Origin of the sequence: Halomonas litopenaei, from assembly GCF_017303055.1 — a bacterium.
GTDB classification, from domain to species: Bacteria; Pseudomonadota; Gammaproteobacteria; order Pseudomonadales; family Halomonadaceae; genus Halomonas; species Halomonas litopenaei_A.
This window is the reverse complement of sequence record NZ_JAEKJT010000001.1, coordinates 1-19,133: the sequence shown is the minus strand read 5'-3', so window position 1 is coordinate 19,133 and position 19,133 is coordinate 1. Positions and strand designations below refer to the sequence as shown.

Sequence of the window (19,133 nt, the reverse complement as noted above, 5' to 3'; positions counted from 1 at the left end):
GGACATCAACATGACCACTGTACATCGCCGTTGCGCTACCTCCCTCGCCCTTGCCGTGGCAGCTGCTTCCATGGCCATTGTTCCCCAGGCCATGGCCCAGGAGGCGTTTCCAGAAGACCCCGTCGAGTTCATCGTGCCTTGGTCCCCCGGCGGCGGCAGCGACACCCTGATGCGGCTGGTGGCGAACCACGCGGAAACCTACCTTGGCCAACCCCTGCCGGTCATCAATATGCCCGGCGTCAGCGGGACTACCGGTCTCAAGGAACTCTCACGGCGCGATGCGGACGGCTACACCATCGGGCAGGTGCACGAGGGCCTGATGGTCGCCAGCCACACCGGCCTCACTCCTCTGAACTACGATGACTTCGAGGCGGTAGCCGCCGTCACTCAGTCCCCTCAGTACCTGACCGTGCCCGGCGATGCTCCCTACAGCACCTTTGACGAGTTCGTCGACTACGCCAAGCAGCATCCCGGCGAGGTGCGCTTCGGCGTGACCCTGGGTGGCGTGCCACATATCCACGCCGCGATGATGGAGGAAGCCGAGGACCTGCAGTTTCGCTATGTCGGCTTCGAAGGCACCGGCCCTCGCATTCGCGCGCTGGTAGGCGGTCATATTGATGCCGCCATCGGGGATATCTCTTCCAGCGGCGAATTCGTCAAGAACGGTGACTTGCGCTTCCTGGCCGTCGGCAGCGAGGAGCGCCAGCCAGAAGCGCCGGACGTGCCCACCTTCGCCGAACTGGGACACCCGGAGCTGAAGCTCAACATCATCCGCGGCATCCTGGCGCCCAAGGGCACACCCGAGGAACGTATCGACGTGCTGGCCGCCGCCTTCGAATCCATGAGCCAGGATGAAGCCTTCGCCCAGGCCGTGCACAACGCTGGCGCCAGCGTGGTTTTTGAAGGCCCCGACGCCTTCGCCGAATACCTCGAGACCAGCGATGCCACCATCGAGCGTCTATCAGGGAAGCTGGCGCGATGAGTGCTTCCCACGACGACACCCTGTCCCCTGCAACCGCTCCATCAGCCGGCTCCCCCCAGGGGGGGCCGGACGCCCAGGGACGTGGCGACCACCTGGCCCACGTGCTTCTGAACCTGGGGTTGGCGGCGCTGTTCACCGGTCTCTATGTGCAGGCCCGTGACCTGCCCTCCTCGATGTGGGAGCCACTGGGGTCCGGCAGTTTCCCGCGTCTGGTGCTGGCGGCGCTAGTCGTTCTCAACCTGGCCATTACCGTCAAGGAAGGCCGCCGCTTCATGGCCCAGCCCGCTGCGGCTCGCGGCCAGGCCGGCACCTGGATATGGCGGCATCGACTGGCCTTTGCCGTGTTAGGACTCTTTGCGGTCTACATCATCACGCTGCCCTGGCTGGGCTTTAGTCTCGCGTCCTTCGGCTTCCTGCTGGCAGGTCAATGGATGCTGGGTGCCCGCACCGCAAAGCCGGTGGCCATCGCCGTGGTGATCGCGGTGATCTTTTCGCTAGGCGTGGACACTCTGTTCCGTGACGTCTTCGTCATCAGCCTGCCCCGCGGCCTGTTCGGCTAAACCGGCAACGACGTCTCGAGGAAACTTCTCATGATGGATACGCTGCTGTCCGGTATGGATCAGCTTTTTACCGTTTCAACCATGATCGCCATGCTGCTGGGTGTCATCGCCGGTGTGATTGCGTCGGCCATTCCCGGCTTCACCATTACCATGGCCATCGTCCTGACCCTGCCTCTCACCTTCACCATGGAGCCGCTGCAAGGCGTGGCCACCATGCTGGCGGTGTATGTCGGCGGCTACAGCGGCGGTCTGATCTCGGCCGCATTGCTCGGCATTCCCGGCACGCCGTCATCGGTTGCGACCACCTTCGACGCCTTCCCCATGGCGCGCAAGGGCGAGCCGGGTCGTGCCTTGGCACTGGGTATCTGGGCCTCCTTCTTCGGAGCCCTGGTCAGCGTGGTGGTGTTGATCATCGCCGCCCCGCCGCTGGCGATCATCGCCGTCAAGCTCGGTGCCTGGGAATACTTCTCCCTGATCATCTTCGCCATGACGGTGGTCGCCAGCCTGGTCGGCAAGTCCATGCTGAAGGGCCTGATGACTGGTCTACTGGGGCTGTTGATCGCGACTGTCGGCTCCGATCCGATGATGGGCGTGGCTCGCTTCACCTTTGACTCTGACCTGCTCGCCAACGGCTTTCCCTTCCTGGTGGTGCTGATTGGCATCTTTGCGGTCAGCCAGCTGCTGTCCGAGGTAGAGGACGCAGACGGCATCAAGCATGGTAAGGCGTTGATGCCGGAGAGCGTCAGCTTCAGCCCGCTCACGGCGTTGAAGGAAACCATCAGCTATCCGATCAACCTGCTGCGCTCTTCGCTGGTCGGCGTCTTCATTGGTGCTGTTCCCGGTGCCGGAGGCAGCATCGCCAACCTGCTCGCCTACGACCAGGCCAAGCGTGCCTCCAAGACACCGGAAGCCTTCGGAACGGGCACCCCCGAGGGGGTCATCGCCTCGGAATCCGGTAACTCCGCCACCTCAGGCGGCGGCCTGATTCCGATGATTGCACTCGGCATCCCCGGCAGTGCCGTGGACGCCGTACTGATGGCCTCGTTGATGGTGCATGGTATCGGCGTCGGCCCCCGGCTGATCATGGACCATGGCGACCTGGTCTACGGCATGTTCATGGCGATGCTGGTGGCCGCCGTGATGGTGCTCGTGGTGTGCCTGTTCAGCATGCGCTGGTTCCTGCGCGTCACCGAGGTGCCCAAGTCGATCATTGTTCCGGTTGTGCTGGTGTGCTGCGTGATTGGTGCCTTTGCCCTCAACAACCGCGTCACTGACGTCTACCTGCTGTTGGGCGTCGGCATCTTCGGCTACCTGCTGAGCAAGCTCGACTATCCTCTGGCTCCGCTGGTGCTGGGTGTGATCCTGGGCCCCATCGCCGAGACCAACCTGCGCCGGGCGCTGATGTCCGATGAGAACTGGACGCTGTTCTTCACGCGCCCCATCTCACTAGGACTGCTGTTGCTGGCGGCACTGTCCATTGTGCTGGCGATACGCCACCACCGTCGCTCCCGACGCCTGCAGCCGGCCTGACCCCGGCGCGGACGACACCCGACAGACGACACCCGACAGACCATGGGGGGCGCAAGCAGCCCCCCGTGATCCACATAACGACAACGTCATCAAGACTCCCCCGACGACAAGACAAGGTCTTCCATGCGCTCATTCTCCAAGTATTTGCTGTCTCCCCTTGCCCTTACCTGCGCGGTGGCGGCGGCAGCCCCCTCCCTCGCCGATGAGTCCCGCCAGGTGCGCATTGCCGTGGATGTGCCCTACCCTCCGTTTGAATATCGCGATGCCAACGGTGAACTCGCCGGCTTCGAAATTGATCTGGGCAACGAGCTTTGCCGCCGCGCTGAACTCGACTGCGAATGGATCGTGCAAGGCTGGGACGGCATCATTCCTGGGCTGCTGGCACGCAAGTACGACGCCATCCTGTCATCCATGCGCATCACCGAGGCCCGCGAGCGCCAGGTGCGCTTCAGTGAGCCCTACGCCATGTCACCCAAGGTCTGGGTGGCTCGCCGAGACGCCGTGGTCGATCCCGAAGATCTGGCAAGCCTCGAGGGCATGACCGTCGGCGTGCAGCGCGGCACCACCCAGGACACCTACATCACCGGTCGCTATCGTGAGGTGCTGGACATCCGGCGCTACGCCACCGCCGATGAGGTGGCCCTGGATATGGAAAGCGGGCGCCTGGATCTCGCCTTCATCAACTACCCGGTGGCCATAGAGGCGCTCTCCATCCAGCAGGAAGACGGCGACTTCACCCAAGTCGGCGAGCGCATCAATTCACCGGAGTCGATCTTTGGCAGGGGCAACGCCATCGCCGTACGCCCCCGGGACGAGGCCCTGGCTGCAACCTTCAATGAGGCCCTCGACGAGGTCTATGCCGACGGCACCTTTGAGCGCCTGATGGAGCAGTACTTCGACTACGATCTGCGTCCCGCCAGCCGACTGTAAACCGCTTAGAGTGGCGCCTGACATGACCGTCGGCCCGTAACGAAACGCGCCCCCACCTTGCGGCTGGGGGCGTGTCGCATTCAGGGGTATGCCACCCTCACGTGCCGGTACGTAGCGACGTTAGGCAATCGAGTTCCTAAGATCGACGATCTCGCGTGGAAGCTCCCTGCCGCGCCAGCAGTGCGCGAACACAGCGTTCGTAAAGCCAGGTGGGCAGCAACCAGTGCAATCCCACCAGGATCTTGGCGTGCAGCGGCAACAGGTAACGCCGACGCGGTCGCGCTGAAGTCAACGCGTGCAGCACGACTCTGGCAATCTGCTCAGGCTCGCCGGCCTGGCGCTGATCGGCCAGCACCCTGGACATGCCACGCTTGATGCGAGCATAGGGTGCGCCTGCGGTATCCTCCTCCAGGGATGCGCGTGCGATGTCTGCCCACTCGCTACGTATCATTCCGGGCTGGACCAGGCTCACCTTGATCCCGAAGGGTCGCAGCTCGACCCTCAACGCATCGCTCAGGGCCTCGAGCGCAAACTTGGTGGCGTGATACCAGCCGCCCACGGGCATCCATAGTCGTCCCGCCATGGAACCGATATTGACGATGCGACCACGGCCACGCTGGCGCATGCCGGGCAGCAACGCCTGGGTCAAGGCCATCAGTCCGAAGACATTGACCTCGAACTGACGCCGGGCTTCCTCGATGGGGACTTCTTCCAGCACCCCATAGCTGCCATAGCCGGCATTATTGACGAGTCCCTCGAGTACCACTCCGTCATCACTCAGCGTCTTTACCAGCCTGGCAATACTGTCTCCATCGGCGATATCGAGCGCCATGACGTGGGCGCCTTGCTGTGCCAATGCCTGCATGCGCTCGGTACGCCTGGCAACGGCGTAGACGGTGAAGCCCTCCTCGAGCAGCGCTCGACTGATGGCATCGCCGATGCCGGATGAGGCTCCTGTCACCAGTACACTGCCTTTTCCAGGCGACGCTTGATATTGCTCGGTCATATGCAAGATTCCTTGATTCGTGATGGCCAGTGCGCCATGCCTGTTGCGGTTGTGCTCAGCTGGCACTTGGCAGAAATCAGCCTGCTTCCATCACGTTATGCTCAAACATGCTTCTGATAGGCAAGGCCCACTCTCAAACGACATACGCTGATCTAGAGTATGAACTGCCTTTTCTTGACGTGGATGGGTCCTGACTTGGAGCGTCCCTGACAAACCGTTCGCTGGGTGCTCTCTGCGCGGGCTCCAGACGGCATAAGCCGGGTGCTATCGAACGGCGTCTGTACTGCTGGCAGTGGAGGCCCCAACGCTGCCGCTCACGCCCTCAGGACTGGCAGACCAACGTCACCTCGTCCCGCGTCACAAGAGACCACGCCCCTGAAGGAGTCGCCAATTGATGCGCACGATCCCTGCTATCGCTCTTGCTGTTGCCCTCTGCCTGCCCCTGGCAGCAGGTTCCCAGATCGCCGCGGCCGATGAAATGCCCGGCCGCCAGTATGCAGATGTGGGCGACTACCGTGTCGCCTATCGGGAGTGGGGGCAGGAAGGTGATCCTGCTGTCATGCTCATCCATGGCATCCCCCTCAACAGCGTGCTGTTTTCCAAGGTCGGTCCGCTGCTGGCAGATCAGGGCTACCATGTGTTCGCGCCGGGCCAGCTCGGCCTCAGCTACACCGACGGACCCATGGACGCCGACCATTCCCTCAAGGGCCAGGCAGAGATCATGACGGCCTTTGCCAATCAGGTGATGCCAGGCCCCTATATTCTGTTCGGCCACGACCTTGGCGGTGGTATCGCTCAAATCATGGTGACCGATCCTGAGCTGAAAGATCACAACGCGGTACGCAAGATCGTCATCGGCAACTCCGCCGTGCTGGACATGTGGCCGGTCCCTGAGGCCAACGCGGCTATCGCCAAGGCCAAGTCAGATGAGGCGGAAGATATCTTCAACGAAGAAAATGTGCGGGACATCGTCAGGAATTTCGCGTCTGCGGGGCTGTTGAATCCCGACGAGACCCTGACAGACGAGATACTCAACGACCTTTACGGCAACTATGCAGAGAACGCCTCCACCCGGCGTCACTTCATTGAATATTTGAAGGCCATGGACCATCGCCTGACCCTTGAAGCCTCCCCCCAGATGGTGATGTGGAACAAGCCTGCGATGCTGCTGTGGGGGATCCATGATCCCTTCCAGCCCCCCTACGTCTCAGGCGTTGCCCTGGCCCGGATCATGCCTCACGCGACCTGGGAGTACCTGGACGCCAGCCATTTCTATCCGCTGGAACGTCCCCAGGAGGTGGTCGACGCCTTTGTTCGCTGGGACCGTGAGTGAGCGCACGCGTCTTACGCACGCACTTGGCTCCCGCCACCGACCTCACGCCCGCCCTGCGCGGGCGTGCTCTTTTCCTCGCGCTGATAGCTTTGAAAGGTTAGCGAGTCCTCGCTCTCTCGTGATAGAGGCCATACTGATGCATAGTGAGAACACCTAGACGCCTTATACCTCGACCACCCCAGCCCGCACGCGACAGGCGGTCTCCGCTACAGCGCTGGACGGCGGGCCTCAAGCGAAGGAGCCCTGATATGGCACGGATCTATGAAGACAACGCCACGGCCATCGGCAACACCCCTCTGGTACGACTGAATCGGGTCAATGAAGGCGCTACCATCTGGGCCAAGATTGAGGGCCGCAACCCGGCCTACAGCGTCAAGTGCCGAATCGGCGCAGCGATGATCTGGGACGCGGAGGAGCGCGGCGTGCTCAAGCCGGGCATGACCATCATCGAGCCCACCAGCGGCAACACCGGGATTGCCCTGGCCTACGTGGCCGCCGCCAAGGGCTATCCGTTGACGCTGACCATGCCGGCCTCGATGAGTCTGGAGCGGCGCAAGGTGCTGAAGGCCCTGGGCGCAGAGCTGGTGCTGACCGATCCTGCCAGGGGCATGCCGGGCGCCATTGCCAAGGCCGAGGAACTGGCCAAGTCGGACCCCGAGCGTTACTTCCTGCCGCAGCAGTTCTCCAATCCGGCCAACCCGCGTATCCACGAAACCACCACCGGGCCAGAAATCTGGCAGGATACCGATGGCGCCATCGACGTCTTCGTCGCTGGTGTCGGCACTGGAGGCACCCTCACTGGGGTCTCACGCTATATCAAGAACACCCAGGGCAAGGCCATCACCACGGTGGCGGTGGAGCCCAGCGACTCCCCCATCCTGACCCAGACCCGCGACGGCGAGTCTCTCTCTCCTGCCCCCCACAAGATTCAGGGCATCGGAGCAGGCTTTGTCCCGGATAACCTGGACATGAGTCTGGTGGATCGCATCGAAACGGTCACCAATGATGATGCCATGGAGATGGCCCACCGGCTGATGCGTGAAGAAGGCATCCTGTGCGGTATCTCGTGCGGTGCAGCGGTTGCGGCCGCCACTCGTATCGCCAAGCTGCCGGAATTCGCCGGCAAGAACATCGTGGTGATACTGCCGGATAGCGCCGAACGCTACCTTACCTCCGCGCTGTTCACGGAACTGTTCACCGAACAGGAACTGAATCAGTAAGCTCCGCCAGACGGCGCTCAACAACAAAGGCGTCGGAGTCTCGCTCCGACGCCTTCACTGTACTGTCGTACTTTCGCTCTCCCACCAGACGAGTCCTGTGGACCCGACAGGCCGCGCTATCCTGCCTCGCGATCCTGCATGTCCTGATGGTACTCCTCGGCCAGGTTGGCCTTGGTGGCATCATCAAATACACGGCCTGCCAGCTGAAAGACCTCCTGCTCTTCTTCTTCCAGATGATGGGTGACCAGATGCTGCAGTTTCTTGGCATTGGCCAGCCAGCCTGGTGAGCTATAGTCCGTGGACTCCAGTGTCTCGATCAATTCATCGATTTCGTGGTGCTCGGCCACGCTATGGCGCGCCTTCTCCTGGGTCATGTCATATTCCATCATCGGCACGTACAGCGCTCGCTCTTCCGCACCGGCATGATTCTCGAGCTCTTCCTTGAGTCGCTTGAACAGCTCGTCACGCCCTTCGCTGTTACCTTCCGTCTCCACCAGCAGTTCCAGCAGTCGGCGCTGTTTATCGTGGCTCTCGCGCAGGGCTTCAAAGATGGTCACAGGTCTCTTCCTCCTTGTTGAAGCGATGCCCGCATCGCGCCGTGGGCGGCGTCTGATTACCGGCAACATCACGGTCCGAACTGTGCGTAGCAAAACGCACCACATCATGTACCAAACTTGTACAAGAATGGACGCATAGATCGAAAACTGCAACCAACTGCCTGCCGAGGCCGAAGTCTACCGAGCTGACGGCGCTATCCGCACCGACGACATCTACGTTGGCGTCTTGCTCCGGTTGAGAAGTGAGGAGAAGGAAGCTAAGGCCATAGCACAGCTCCTACGAGAGCCAATGCCAGGATCATCAGCGACACCAGCGCCTCCCCCAAGGTGTAGGTCTTGAAGCCACCTCGAACGGTGAAGCCAGCGAGTTGAGAAGTGATCCAGAAGCCACTGTCATTGACGTGGCCAATACTGATGCCACCGGAGAGCGCTGCCAGTGCGATCCACAGTGGGTCCACCACACCGGTGCTGGCGGCACCTGCCATGATCGTCATCGCAGTGATGCCGGCGACCGTGCCCGAGCCTTGAGCGATACGAAAAACCGCCGCCAGAGCGTAGGCCAGCAGTACCGTGCCAAGCGCGGACTGACTGTCTTGAAACAGGCTGTCGACCAGCATCTTGCCGATCTGTGTTTCTTGAATCACCTTGCCAAGCGACCCTCCCGCGCCGGTGACCAGCAGCACCAATCCTGCGGTCTGCAGCCCCCGCGTCGCACTCTCATCGCGAGCGTGGCGATCCATCTCCCGCGACGCCACGGCGTAAGCCATTAGCGCACCCGCCATCAGCGCCACGATACGGTCGCTCAAGAAGGCCACCAATGGCGGTAACTCCTCTCCCCCCAGCACACCAATCTGCTGGAAGTAGTCATACAGAGTGCCCGACAGGATCAGCACAATGAGCACCGCTACGGGTGTCAGCGCCAGACCCAGGGAAATTCTCTGGGACGGGGTCTGTTCAGGCTCACCGCACTCTGCTGCTACCACCGCCTGTTGGTCCTTGGCCGGATTCCAGATCCCCAGGTCCAGAATCGTGAAGTAGAGCTTCATCACCACCAGCGCGGTAGCCAGCCCCACTGTCAGTCCAGCGAAGGTCATAAGACCGATATCAAAGCCCAGGATGGACGCTGCTGCGAGCGGGTTAGGTGTCGGCGGCACGATGGTGTGGGACGTGGCTGCACCGATGACCAGTGCCCCGACGGCGTAGGGCAAGGGCTTGCCGAGGGTCTTCGCCAAGGCCACCCCAAGAGGAATCAAGATCACGAAGGTGACGTCGAAAAATACCGGTATAGACAACAGAAAACCGGTCAAGCCAAGCACGTACAGCCCCATTCCTCTGGGAGCAGCGGCCACCAGGCTATGAGCGATACGATGGGCAGCGCGGGAATCGCTCATCAACTGACCGATGATTACACCAAAACCTATGGGTAGGCCGATGGCCGCCATGATGCCGCCAAAGCCCGCGCCGATGGCATCGACCGTCGACGTCAGTCCCAGGTCCATGGCAAGCCCGAGATACAGGCTGCCGATCACCAGGCCGATGGCCGGATTAAGTTTGGCATAGAGAATAAGGCCAAGAACCAGCCCAATGGCGACGGCTAGATGCAACACTTCCATGAAGACTCCTTCACACTCTGGACTCTGAAGGCCCTCCAGCGGGGCCACAGGGACACGACTTCCCTGACCTCCGCCCTGGCGGAGATCTTGGATGTAACGATCTCGGGTGATGACAGATGGCAGAGAGGCCTCAGGCCTCCAGATAGACCACCTGAGTGTGGGTGTACTCGTAGAGGCCGTGCTTGCCATCGGCACCACCAATGCCTGACTTGCGCACACCTGCGTGGAAGCCCTGCATGGCCTCGAAGTTTTCGCGGTTGATGTAGGTCTCGCCGTAATCGATCTCGCGGCAGGCGCGCATGGCGTTGGTCAGGCTGCGGGTATAGATCGAAGAGGTCAGGCCGTACTCGGAGTCATTGGCCAAGGCGATGGCCTCGTCCATGTCCTCCACCACCTGAATGGGCAGCACCGGGCCGAAGATCTCCTGACGCATGATGGCCATGTCGTCGCGGCAACCGGCCAGTACCGTGGGTCGATAATGATGTCCTTTGCCCAGATCGGCGACGCTGCCACCGCTGATCACCTCGGCGCCCTCTGCTACCGCCTGCCTGACCATGGCATCGACCTTGGTCAGGCCTGCCTGATTGATCAACGGCCCCATCTCCACGTCAGGCTGGGCCAGAGGATCACCATAGGTGGTGGCATCCATCGCCCGGGACATCCGCTCGATAAACTCGTCGGCCACGCCGCGCTCGACGTAAACCCGTTCGGCACAGTTGCAGACCTGGCCGGTATTGATAATGCGCGAGGCGCGAATGGCCTTCACCGCCAGCTCAAGATCGGCGTCACCGAGGACGATGGCCGGCGCCTTGCCTCCCAGTTCAAGATTGAGCTTGGTCAGGTGGCGCGAGGCGCTTTGCATGATGTGTGAACCGGTAGCGACACTGCCGGTAAAGCTGATCAGGTCCACTCGTGCACTATCGCTGAGCGCCTGTCCAACGCTGCCGCCGGTGCCACTGACCACGTTGAACACGCCCCGAGGCAGCCCCACCTCCTCGACGATGCGGGCAAAGGCAAAACAGTTGTTGGGCGTCTCTTCGCTGGGCTTGATGACGATGGTGTTGCCGGTCACCAGGGCCGGTGCCATCTTGCGGGCGATCAAGAAGAACGGGAAGTTCCAGGGCAGTATCCCGGCCACCACCCCCAGTGGCTTGCGCAGCATCAGGATGGTCTCGTTGGCCCGATCGCTCTCGATCACCTCGCCTTCAATGCGCCGCGCCCACTCGGCCATGTAATCCAGGTAATCTGCAGTGAAGTTCACCTCCACCTCGGCCAGGCCGCTCACCTTGCCCTGCTCCTCGGTGATCATGCGAGCTAGTCGCGGCACGTCCTGGCGAATGCGCTCGGCGATTCGGCGCAGGTAGCCGGCCCGCTCGATCGCCGGCAAGGCCGCCCAGCCCTTCTGGGCAGCGCGAGCCGCAGCGATGGCATCCTCGACCTGCTTACTGGCGGATTCGGGGATGCGCGACAGCAGCTCGCCATTGGCCGGGTTGAACACCTCCAGATGATCTTGCGAGTCGACGAAGGCGCCGTTGATATAGTTCTGGTGAATCGGAATCTGGCTCATGTCTGTGTTCCTGTCTTGTCGTTGTCGGATGCTGTGCTGGGGCACAGCCGCATCAGTAAGTACGTGACGCGCCAGTCGTCGAGTGGGTTCCCGCCGCCTCGTCAAACCTCGCCAGCGATGCTCGCGCCGCCTGGCGCAGCAGGCTGACGTCAATCGACACGGCGGCGAAATCACAGCCAAGGCCAATGTAGCGACGGGCGTCATCTTCCTGAGGAGCGAGAATTCCCACCGCCTTGCCTGTCGCCTTGACGGTCTCGATGGTGGCGGCAATCGCCTTCTGCACATGGGGATGCCCCGGGTTTCCAGGGTGTCCCAGCGCCGACGATAGATCTGCGGGGCCGATGAACACCGCGTCCACTCCTTCCACCGCGGCAATTGCAGCGGCATTATCAACGCCGGCGACGGATTCAATCTGTACGATCAGGCATAGCTCCTGGTGGGCCACCGCCAGGTAGTCGTCGACGTCGTCCCAGCGCGTGGCTCGCACCAGGCCACCACCGACACCTCGCTTGCCATGGGGCGGGTAGCGCATGGCCGCCACCAGCGCGCGGGCCTGGGCCTCGGTTTCCACCATCGGCACCATCAGTGTCTGGGCCCCGATATCGAGCAGCTGCTTGATCAAGGCGGGGTCATGGTTGACTGAGCGCACCACCGGTGCCACCGGATAGGCGGCTACCGCCTGCAGCTGGGCCAGAATCTGCGGCACCGTGTTGGGCGCATGTTCGCCGTCGATCAACATCCAGTCGTAGCCAAGTCCTGCTTCAATTTCGGCGCAGTAGCCGCTGGCAAAGCCAGACCAGAGACCGTACTGCACGGCGTCGCGCTCAAGACCGGCGCGAAAACGGTTGTCGGGAAGTTGCATGATCAGACTCCACCTTCAAGGTCGGATAAGGCATCGCGGTGTGGGCTCACGATGCAGGGTCAGGACGGGCTCTACTGCAGGTTGACGAACATGCCGCCATCCACCAGCAGCGATGCGCCGGTGACATAGCGGGCCATGTCAGAGGCCAGAAAGACGATAGGACCGGCCAGGTCGTCCGGGCGCCCAAGACGACCCAGCGGAGTGCGCGACTCCATGTACTGACGTTTGTCGGTATCGCTCAAATCGTCTCGGTTGATGTCGGTCTCGATGGTGCCGGGCAGGACGGCATTGCAGCGAATACCGTAGGGCCCGAGCGCCACCGCGCAGGACTGCATCAACGACAGCAGGCCAGCCTTTGTGGGCGTGTAGTGGGTCTGCATGGCGCCCCCCACCAGGGCGCTGATCGAGCTGACCGCGATGATGGCTCCACCTCGGCCCTGTTCCTTCATTTGATTGGCCGCCGCCTGGACCGCGAAGTAGGCCCCGTTGAGATTGGTATCCACGGTCTTCAAGTAGGTCTCACGGGGCATGTCGAGAAAGCTGTGGAAGGGGCAAATGCCGGCATTGTTGACGAACACGTCGACCCCGGAGAAGTGCTCCACCGCTGCGGCCACCAGCGCCGCGCCGGTGTCAGGATCTTCCGCCGGGGCGCCTACGGCGACGGCCTTGCGCCCCTGCGCTTCGATCTGCTGAATCAACTCATCGACCTGGCCCTTGCTGGTGGGACTACCGCTGTAGCCGATGACCAGGTTGGCGCCCTGACGAGCGCATTCCAATGCAGCTGCTGCACCGATACCGCGAGACGCACCGGTAATGATGACGGTCTTGTCGTTGAGCAACATCGCGTTCTCCTGAAATAGAGGGGACGTAGCGTTTCCACGGGCCTGGGGCCACCGGCGAGACGCCCCCTTACAGCCGATAGCAGCGTCTGGCGTTGTCGCGAAACAGGGCATCACGTTCACTCGCAGAAGCGCCAGCCACGATCTCGAGGTACGTTCGCCAGATGTCTTCATAACCGGCGTACAGGCCATCCACCGGAAAGTTGGAGGCGAACATGGCGCGTTCGACGCCGAAGGCATCGATGGCTTCCCATACCAGTGGTGTCAGGGAGTCACGCGTCCACTGGTGGTCGAGCATGCCGAATCCACTGAGCTTGATCATGACGTTGTCGCAGGCCGCCAGCTCACGCAGTCCGTCTCTCCACAGGCGCCAGCCATCGAGAAGCTGGCGGTCCACGTACATGCCCGCGTGATTGAGCACGAAAAGGATGTCGTCGTATTCACGCGCCAACGCTGCCGCCTGGGCCATCTGGCTCGGGTAGATCTGGAGATCGAAGGACAGTCCTCGGCCGGCCAGCAGCGCCAGATTTCGGCGCCACACAGGGTCGCTCAGGTAGTCACGACCGACATAGTCGTAAAGCGGATCATGATGCACATTGAGGATCTGGCGCACGCCGCGAACCCTGTCGCTCATCGCCCTCTGGGCATCGAGTCGCGCCTCCACGTCCTGTCGCGACAGATCCAGGCCGACCACCAGGGCATCAGGTGCCAGTGGCGCTCCGCTATCGACCACCTGCGTCAGCCAGCGAGTCTCCGCTACCGGATCAACAGCATCGGCTTCCACATGAACACAGGCCTCGATGTCGATCGCGCCTCGGGCACGCTCAAGGTCCCTCGGCAGATGATCTTTCGCCATCGGCGTGTAGTCGCCCAGTAGGTTGGGCTTTGGACGGTTCAACCATGGCTGGATACCGTTCGCCAGGGACCAGTAATGCAGATGAGGATCAACGACCGATAACACGCTCATGACGTCGCTCCCGGACCGAAGGTAAAGACTTCCTCGAGATCCACCACCACCGGCGAATCATCGGGATGGGTCTGCATGATATCGGCCATGTGCGTCCACCACCGCCGCATGACAGGGAGCTTTGGCAAGTCATCGACGGTGTGCCCCTCGGCCAGCTGCATCACCGCAAAAAGAGCGTTCCGTTCGCTGTCCACGTAGATGCGATAGTCGATCACTCCGGCCTCAGCCAGTGCCTGGCCCAGCTCGGGCCATAGCGCATCGTGACGGCGCCGATACTCGGCTTGCTGACCGGGACTCAGGGTCATACGGAAGGCTCTAAGTTCCATAGGGCTTCCTCGAGGCGTTCGACGTCAGTGAGTATATGGGCGTGCAAGTTCACACTCGGGATTGAGGCGTACCCCGAAGCCCGGCTTGTCCAGCGCCGATACCGACATGCGGCCCTGGCTTGGCACCGGCTCATCCAGCAGCAACGGATGGAACATTGGCACCACCTCGTCGGCTTTCGGGGCCATCATCAGGAACTCGGCGAAGGGGCTGTTATGGCGGGTAATCACAAAGTGATAGCTGTAGACCGAGGAGCCGTGCGGCACGACCAGCTTGTTGTGAGCGTCGGCCAGCGCGGAGATCTTGATCAGCTCAGTCACCCCACCACACCAGCCCACGTCGGGCTGAATGACGTCACAGCAGTCCATCTCCATCAGCAGGCGGAAGCCCCAGCGAGTGGCCTCGTGCTCACCGGTGTTGACCAACATGCCTTTGGGCACATTGCGCTTGAGTTCGGCGTACCCCCAGTAATCGTCTGGCGGCAGGGCCTCCTCGATCCACTTGAGGCCAAGCTCGCTAGCCCCCTGAGCCAATCGCGTGGCGTAGTTCACGTCCAGGCTCATCCAGCAGTCATACATCAGCCAGAAGTCGTCACCGACCCGGGAGCGCATCTCGGCCAGATGTTCAAGGTTGCGGGCCAGCCCCTGATTGCCCTCGGCGGGGCCATGAACAAGCGGCATCTTGCCACCTATAAAGCCCATGTCCTTGGCCAGGTCCGGGCGTGCTCCGGTGGCGTAGAACTGCAGCTCATCGCGCACGGCCCCTCCCAGCAGTTCATGTACCGGCTCGCCGCGCACCTTGCCGAGCAGATCCCAGAGGGCCAGGTCGACCCCGGAGATGGTATTGATCACGATGCCCTTGCGCCCATAGAACAACGTGGCGTTGAACATCTGATCCCACATCTTCTCGATCTCGGTGATCTTGCGACCCTCGAGAAACCTCGCCAAGTGCCGCTCGACGATAAAGGCACCGATATCGCCGGCAGTGGTCACAGCAAAACCTACCGTGCCATCGCTGGCCTCCACCTCCACCACCAGGGTGCCCAGTACGTTGAGCCCGAAGCTGCGGCGATTCATTCGGTATTCGGGATACTTGCTCATGGGCGTGGATATCTGCCCGTCGATCCAGTGACCTTCGGCCTGATCGTGGTAGTCGGCACCCCCACCGCGAACGGTGAAGGCACGAACCTGCTTGATGGTGACCGCACTCATGTAGCGCTTCCTCGCTTATGCACTTGGACTGACACCTTTCTAGCCAATCCGGGCATAGCCTCACCAATCAAAAAGCCGGCTTGCGCGATACCTTTTTATTATCAGAGTGCGTAAAGTCCCATGGGCGGGGGTTTGTCGGTACTGGCCTGATAAAGCCTAACTTGGTAATACAGACCAATGTCTAACATCAACTTGGTCGCGCCACCCCATAATCTCCGGGTATCACATTGCATTCCGGGAGCCAGGATGGACACCCATCACGCCCTGTTGTCTCGCTTGCGCTACAAGCACCTGATGATGATCTCGACGCTGGGGCGGCGTCGAAATCTCCATCAGACAGCCGATGCCATGCACATGTCTCAGCCAGCAGCAACGCGAATGCTGAGCGAAATCGAGCGGACCTTCGCTAGCCAGTTGTTCACGCGAACGTCCAGAGGGATGTTGCCCACCAGCGTGGGTGAGATGCTGATCGACTTCGCGGACAACGCTCTGGCTCGACTCGACCGCTGCGCCGAGGAAGTTCGCCGTCATCAACTAGGCGGCCAAGGGCAGCTGGCTGTGGGAGCCATCATGGGTGCAGCACCCGACCTGGTCGCTGGTGCCATCATCGCCCTCAAACGTGACCGACCGTTGCTGCAGATACGCCTGATGGGCGAGACCAGCGACCAGCTAGCCGAACTACTGGAACAGGGCAAGATTGAACTGGCTATCGCACGCTATACCTCCGTCCTGCAGCACAATGCCTTTGATTTCGAGCCTCTCGGCGAGGAAACCCTGTTGACGGTAGTACGGTGCGGACATCCGCTACTGGAACACGACCTTCCGCCACTGACGGCCCTGCTGGATGAATGGCCGTGGATCCTGCAGCCGATGAGCACACCGGCGCGCCAGGCCCTGGAAAAAGCCTTCGAGACCTTGGGAGTGGTATCGCCTCGGGACGTGATCGAATGCAGCTCGATCTTTGCTGCCTTGCAGCTGGTACAGCGCAGCGATGGCTTGATGGTGATGTCAGAAAGTGTGCTGAGAGAGCACCTCGAGATGGAGCGCGTGCAGCGCCTACCGGTCACTCTGGCAAGAACCTTGGCTCCCTTCGGCCTGATCACTCGCAAAGACAGCTTACTGAGCGAGCCGGCTCGCGCCCTGGCGGAACGCTTGCGGCAAGAGGCCGCAACGCTCAAGCATGGGTCCCGCTGACAGTCATCCCTGGCTTGATCACTCGCGCTATTGGTGGTTTGCTAATACAACATGCGACAAGGACCTTCCTATTGAGAGCCGTCCTTCGAAGCCTGCTTCTGGCAGGGTGCGTTGTCCTATTGAGTCACCCCAGTCACCCGAGCTACGCGGCGAATGCCGCTCCGGCTGCCGACGATCAGCGTGTCTTGATCGGTATCTCCGGCAGCTCCGATCTTGATATCGGCTTTAGCGCCGCCATTTCCCGCCACAACCAGCAGGGTCCTTCGTCACATCGGATTGAAATGACCACACGACAGGATGCCCTGTTCACCCTGGTGGAGCTGGACACCATGTTGAAAGAGCGCCTGAAAACCGCCTGCCTCCTGGCAGCCTTGGCTGAGGTGCGCCGCATCAGCGCCGAGCAGGTCGGCCTACTGGGGCAAGATGGCGATGAGTTCCGCTTTCGCCTGCTGACCATGATATTACCGGTGACGGCAGCGCCCGACGTTGCACTGGTCACCAGCGAGGACATCGTGGCAGAGCTGGAAGACGGTGAGCGACGGCAGACGCCACGTACCTTGGCAGGATGCCTTGGTCATCTGGGCAATCACGCCGCAGCCTTGGCCGCCAACGGACATGATGTGATTCTCGCCATTCCTCATCCGCAAGCACTCAGCTGGGCCGCTGCCCATGAGCAAGGGCCAGAGTCCCTAAGAGGCTATGCCCTGGGCATCCTGCTCGGCGAAGCGGTAGCCTTGGCAGCACCGGATCTTACTCGATCGTCACTCACCGCAGCGCTGCAAGGCATGCCCCTTAGCGCCAACACGGTCTACCTGGAGCCACACTTCACCCCTGCATCACTGATCAGAGCGCCGCTCAGATAGCAGTAAAGAGTCGAGCCGCCAGATACATGCCGAGCGCGAACACCACATGACCTACCACATTATTCATGCGTGCGAGACCAGGGTTCGGTGCATTGGAACAAGCCACGCCAACCCCCAGTCCCGGCTGCAGGATGAACCAGCCGGCCCCAACGGTCACCAGCCCCACCAGCAGAGCCGGACCAAACGTCGGCATAGCGGCCCATTCAAGGCCCCAAATCAGCAGAAGTACCAGCGCGAAACTGATTCCTACCACGTAGTGCATGCACCATCCGATGGCCAGCTCACCTCGGACAGGTGCCGACGAGGAGATACCTTGACGATGAACCAGCTGACCTCGCGGCAGGCCAGCGAACCAGCGGCCGATCAGGTGCCAGGGCGGTAGCGGCTGACCCAACGTCCTGTTCAGCAGCAGGTTCCATACATCGAGTAGCGCAGTGCCACCAAGCCCGATCAATACCGCAAGTCCCAAGGTTTCCAGCATGTTCGCCTCCCTGCCGGGGCACTCGTGCCCCCTGATGATCCAGTAGAGAAAAGCCACTAGGCCCATCCCTGTTCGCTCTACTATCGAATAGGTCGACACATTTCCACAATGCTCTTTTGGGTGGATCTCCCGTGATCGCTGCGCTAAGGCCGGGACATAGACGCCCAGCCCCTCATCACGACGAACTGGAGCGCAGCGGATAGTGCTTAAGCGCGCCCACGTGTAGCAAATGGCTGAACGTATAGAGAGTCCATGCATGCGGCTCTTAAATAAAGAAAGCCCAACTCCTTTCGGAATTGGGCTTTTCTAAATAAATGCCTGACGTCGGGGCGGCCTTCCGCCTACTCACGCATGGGGGTGAGCCACCCTGGCGCTCTTTACAACGGCTCCAGCGAAGCTGCAAAGGGTGGCGAACGCCACGAGCCCGCCCTTGAGAAGAGCCAGGCCGGACCACGCCGAGGGAGCCATCGACCCGCACTCATCTATGGGCAACGATCTTGACCTTGTGGAAAATCCCGATATCCGCAGTGGCACTAGCAACCAGGCAGCTTGCCTCTCGCATGGGGGTGAGTCACCCCAAGCTTTTGCAGCGAAGCTGCAAGGGGTGGCGAACGACGCGAGCTTGCGAGCGGCCGGACCGCGCCGAGGGGGTTATCGGCGCGGCCCCACAAATAAAGAGCGGCTGAACGTATCAAGAGCCCATGCATGCGGCTTTTTACACAAAAGAAAGCCCGATTATCTCTCGATAACCGGGCTTCTTCTGAATAAATGCCTGACGCCTCTGCGGCCACTTCGTGGCCTTGAGCCTGGGCTCGGGGCGCCGCAAGCGGCTTTACATCCCTCGCCCGTTCGAGCCTGACAATGCGTTGCATTGTCCGGGCGGCTCTCACCCTACTCTCGCATACGAGGAAGGGTCATCGGTCAGACATAAGCAAAAACCCCCAACTCCTTCGGAGTCGGGGGTTTTTGCTTATGTAAATGCCTGACGATGACCTACTCTCGCATGGGGAGACCCCACACTACCATCGGCGCTGAGCGGTTTCACTTCTGAGTTCGGCAAGGGATCAGGTGGTTCCCACTCGCTATGGTCGTCA

Annotated in this window: 18 protein-coding genes and 1 rRNA gene; 8 read left to right on the top strand and 11 right to left on the bottom strand. The window is 61.4% G+C overall.

Annotated elements, in window-relative coordinates:
• Positions 1-10 precede the first annotated feature (10 nt).
• The 4 genes from JF545_RS00095 to JF545_RS00080 all read left to right on the top strand — a co-directional run bounded on the left by JF545_RS00095 (position 11) and on the right by JF545_RS00080 (position 4,002).
• Positions 11-982, top strand: a complete 972-nt coding sequence (locus JF545_RS00095; RefSeq protein WP_206936886.1) for a Bug family tripartite tricarboxylate transporter substrate binding protein — start codon at positions 11-13, stop codon at positions 980-982.
• On the top strand, positions 979-1,542 hold the full coding sequence (locus tag JF545_RS00090) for a tripartite tricarboxylate transporter TctB family protein (protein ID WP_206936885.1): 564 nt from the start codon (positions 979-981) through the stop codon (positions 1,540-1,542). Before JF545_RS00095 ends, JF545_RS00090 begins: the two co-directional genes overlap by 4 nt.
• A 30-nt stretch (positions 1,543-1,572) precedes the next feature.
• Positions 1,573-3,072 carry a tripartite tricarboxylate transporter permease gene (locus JF545_RS00085; RefSeq protein ID WP_242520544.1) on the top strand — a complete coding sequence of 500 codons (1,500 nt, stop codon included), beginning with the start codon at positions 1,573-1,575 and terminating at the stop codon, positions 3,070-3,072.
• 123 nt (positions 3,073-3,195) lie between these two features.
• A complete protein-coding gene (locus tag JF545_RS00080) occupies positions 3,196-4,002 on the top strand; it encodes a transporter substrate-binding domain-containing protein (RefSeq protein ID WP_206936883.1) in 807 nt (268 codons plus the stop codon).
• A 136-nt stretch (positions 4,003-4,138) separates the two neighbouring features.
• On the opposite strand, the gene JF545_RS00075 is transcribed toward JF545_RS00080, so the two are convergent.
• Complete coding sequence (locus JF545_RS00075; protein ID WP_206936881.1) at positions 4,139-5,008, bottom strand: oxidoreductase; 870 nt, start codon at positions 5,006-5,008, stop codon at positions 4,139-4,141.
• A gap of 394 nt (positions 5,009-5,402) precedes the next feature.
• Between JF545_RS00075 and JF545_RS00070 the strand changes: the two genes are divergently transcribed.
• Positions 5,403-6,341, top strand: coding sequence for an alpha/beta fold hydrolase (locus tag JF545_RS00070; protein WP_206936880.1), 939 nt, complete (start codon positions 5,403-5,405; stop codon positions 6,339-6,341).
• Positions 6,342-6,589: 248 nt separating this feature from the next.
• Positions 6,590-7,561, top strand: a complete 972-nt coding sequence (cysK, locus tag JF545_RS00065) for a cysteine synthase A (RefSeq protein ID WP_206936878.1) — start codon at positions 6,590-6,592, stop codon at positions 7,559-7,561.
• 116 nt (positions 7,562-7,677) lie between these two features.
• On the opposite strand, the gene JF545_RS00060 is transcribed toward cysK, so the two are convergent.
• The 8 genes from JF545_RS00060 to rhmD form a co-directional block, all read right to left on the bottom strand.
• Positions 7,678-8,118, bottom strand: a complete 441-nt coding sequence (locus JF545_RS00060; protein WP_206936877.1) for a hemerythrin domain-containing protein — start codon at positions 8,116-8,118, stop codon at positions 7,678-7,680.
• A 257-nt stretch (positions 8,119-8,375) separates the two neighbouring features.
• On the bottom strand, positions 8,376-9,731 hold the full coding sequence (locus JF545_RS00055) for a GntP family permease (protein ID WP_206936875.1): 1,356 nt from the start codon (positions 9,729-9,731) through the stop codon (positions 8,376-8,378).
• A gap of 130 nt (positions 9,732-9,861) precedes the next feature.
• Positions 9,862-11,298: an aldehyde dehydrogenase gene (gene aldA / locus JF545_RS00050; RefSeq protein WP_206936873.1), complete on the bottom strand. Its 1,437-nt coding sequence runs from the start codon at positions 11,296-11,298 to the stop codon at positions 9,862-9,864.
• A 52-nt stretch (positions 11,299-11,350) separates the two neighbouring features.
• Entirely contained in the window at positions 11,351-12,160 is an 810-nt protein-coding gene (locus JF545_RS00045) for an aldolase/citrate lyase family protein (protein WP_206936871.1), read from the bottom strand.
• 71 nt (positions 12,161-12,231) lie between these two features.
• On the bottom strand, positions 12,232-13,002 hold the full coding sequence (locus tag JF545_RS00040) for an SDR family NAD(P)-dependent oxidoreductase (RefSeq protein ID WP_206936869.1): 771 nt from the start codon (positions 13,000-13,002) through the stop codon (positions 12,232-12,234).
• 67 nt (positions 13,003-13,069) lie between these two features.
• The gene (locus JF545_RS00035) at positions 13,070-13,966 is read right to left on the bottom strand and encodes an amidohydrolase family protein (protein ID WP_206936868.1); all 897 of its coding nucleotides are present in this window, start codon (positions 13,964-13,966) and stop codon (positions 13,070-13,072) included.
• The gene (rhaM, locus tag JF545_RS00030; RefSeq protein WP_206936866.1) at positions 13,963-14,292 is read right to left on the bottom strand and encodes an L-rhamnose mutarotase; all 330 of its coding nucleotides are present in this window, start codon (positions 14,290-14,292) and stop codon (positions 13,963-13,965) included. Before rhaM ends, JF545_RS00035 begins: the two co-directional genes overlap by 4 nt.
• A gap of 24 nt (positions 14,293-14,316) precedes the next feature.
• Positions 14,317-15,501: an L-rhamnonate dehydratase gene (gene rhmD, locus JF545_RS00025; RefSeq protein WP_206936865.1), complete on the bottom strand. Its 1,185-nt coding sequence runs from the start codon at positions 15,499-15,501 to the stop codon at positions 14,317-14,319.
• 246 nt (positions 15,502-15,747) lie between these two features.
• On the opposite strand from rhmD, the gene JF545_RS00020 reads away from it, so the two are divergent.
• The gene (locus JF545_RS00020) at positions 15,748-16,695 is read left to right on the top strand and encodes a LysR family transcriptional regulator (protein WP_206936863.1); all 948 of its coding nucleotides are present in this window, start codon (positions 15,748-15,750) and stop codon (positions 16,693-16,695) included.
• Positions 16,696-16,814: 119 nt separating this feature from the next.
• On the top strand, positions 16,815-17,558 hold the full coding sequence (locus JF545_RS00015; protein WP_206936862.1) for a hypothetical protein: 744 nt from the start codon (positions 16,815-16,817) through the stop codon (positions 17,556-17,558).
• Here the strand turns inward: JF545_RS00015 and JF545_RS00010 are convergent.
• Positions 17,551-18,039, bottom strand: a complete 489-nt coding sequence (locus tag JF545_RS00010; RefSeq protein WP_206936860.1) for a DUF2938 domain-containing protein — start codon at positions 18,037-18,039, stop codon at positions 17,551-17,553. The genes JF545_RS00015 and JF545_RS00010 overlap by 8 nt on opposite strands.
• A 980-nt stretch (positions 18,040-19,019) precedes the next feature.
• Positions 19,020-19,133: ribosomal RNA gene (gene rrf / locus JF545_RS00005) — 5S ribosomal RNA — on the bottom strand; the annotation flags it as partial.

Bases quoted from the DNA above. Each gene is read 5' to 3' on its own strand.
- JF545_RS00095 (WP_206936886.1), top strand. From the start codon at position 11: ATGACCACTGTACATCGCCGTTGCGCTACCTCCCTCGCCCTTGCCGTG.
- JF545_RS00090 (WP_206936885.1), top strand. From the start codon at position 979: ATGAGTGCTTCCCACGACGACACCCTGTCCCCTGCAACCGCTCCATCA.
- JF545_RS00085 (WP_242520544.1), top strand. From the start codon at position 1,573: ATGATGGATACGCTGCTGTCCGGTATGGATCAGCTTTTTACCGTTTCA.
- JF545_RS00080 (WP_206936883.1), top strand. From the start codon at position 3,196: ATGCGCTCATTCTCCAAGTATTTGCTGTCTCCCCTTGCCCTTACCTGC.
- JF545_RS00075 (WP_206936881.1), bottom strand. From the start codon at position 5,008: ATGACCGAGCAATATCAAGCGTCGCCTGGAAAAGGCAGTGTACTGGTG.
- JF545_RS00070 (WP_206936880.1), top strand. From the start codon at position 5,403: ATGCGCACGATCCCTGCTATCGCTCTTGCTGTTGCCCTCTGCCTGCCC.
- cysK (WP_206936878.1), top strand. From the start codon at position 6,590: ATGGCACGGATCTATGAAGACAACGCCACGGCCATCGGCAACACCCCT.
- JF545_RS00055 (WP_206936875.1), bottom strand. From the start codon at position 9,731: ATGGAAGTGTTGCATCTAGCCGTCGCCATTGGGCTGGTTCTTGGCCTT.
- aldA (WP_206936873.1), bottom strand. From the start codon at position 11,298: ATGAGCCAGATTCCGATTCACCAGAACTATATCAACGGCGCCTTCGTC.
- JF545_RS00045 (WP_206936871.1), bottom strand. From the start codon at position 12,160: ATGCAACTTCCCGACAACCGTTTTCGCGCCGGTCTTGAGCGCGACGCC.
- JF545_RS00040 (WP_206936869.1), bottom strand. From the start codon at position 13,002: ATGTTGCTCAACGACAAGACCGTCATCATTACCGGTGCGTCTCGCGGT.
- JF545_RS00035 (WP_206936868.1), bottom strand. From the start codon at position 13,966: ATGAGCGTGTTATCGGTCGTTGATCCTCATCTGCATTACTGGTCCCTG.
- rhaM (WP_206936866.1), bottom strand. From the start codon at position 14,292: ATGGAACTTAGAGCCTTCCGTATGACCCTGAGTCCCGGTCAGCAAGCC.
- rhmD (WP_206936865.1), bottom strand. From the start codon at position 15,501: ATGAGTGCGGTCACCATCAAGCAGGTTCGTGCCTTCACCGTTCGCGGT.
- JF545_RS00020 (WP_206936863.1), top strand. From the start codon at position 15,748: ATGGACACCCATCACGCCCTGTTGTCTCGCTTGCGCTACAAGCACCTG.
- JF545_RS00010 (WP_206936860.1), bottom strand. From the start codon at position 18,039: ATGCTGGAAACCTTGGGACTTGCGGTATTGATCGGGCTTGGTGGCACT.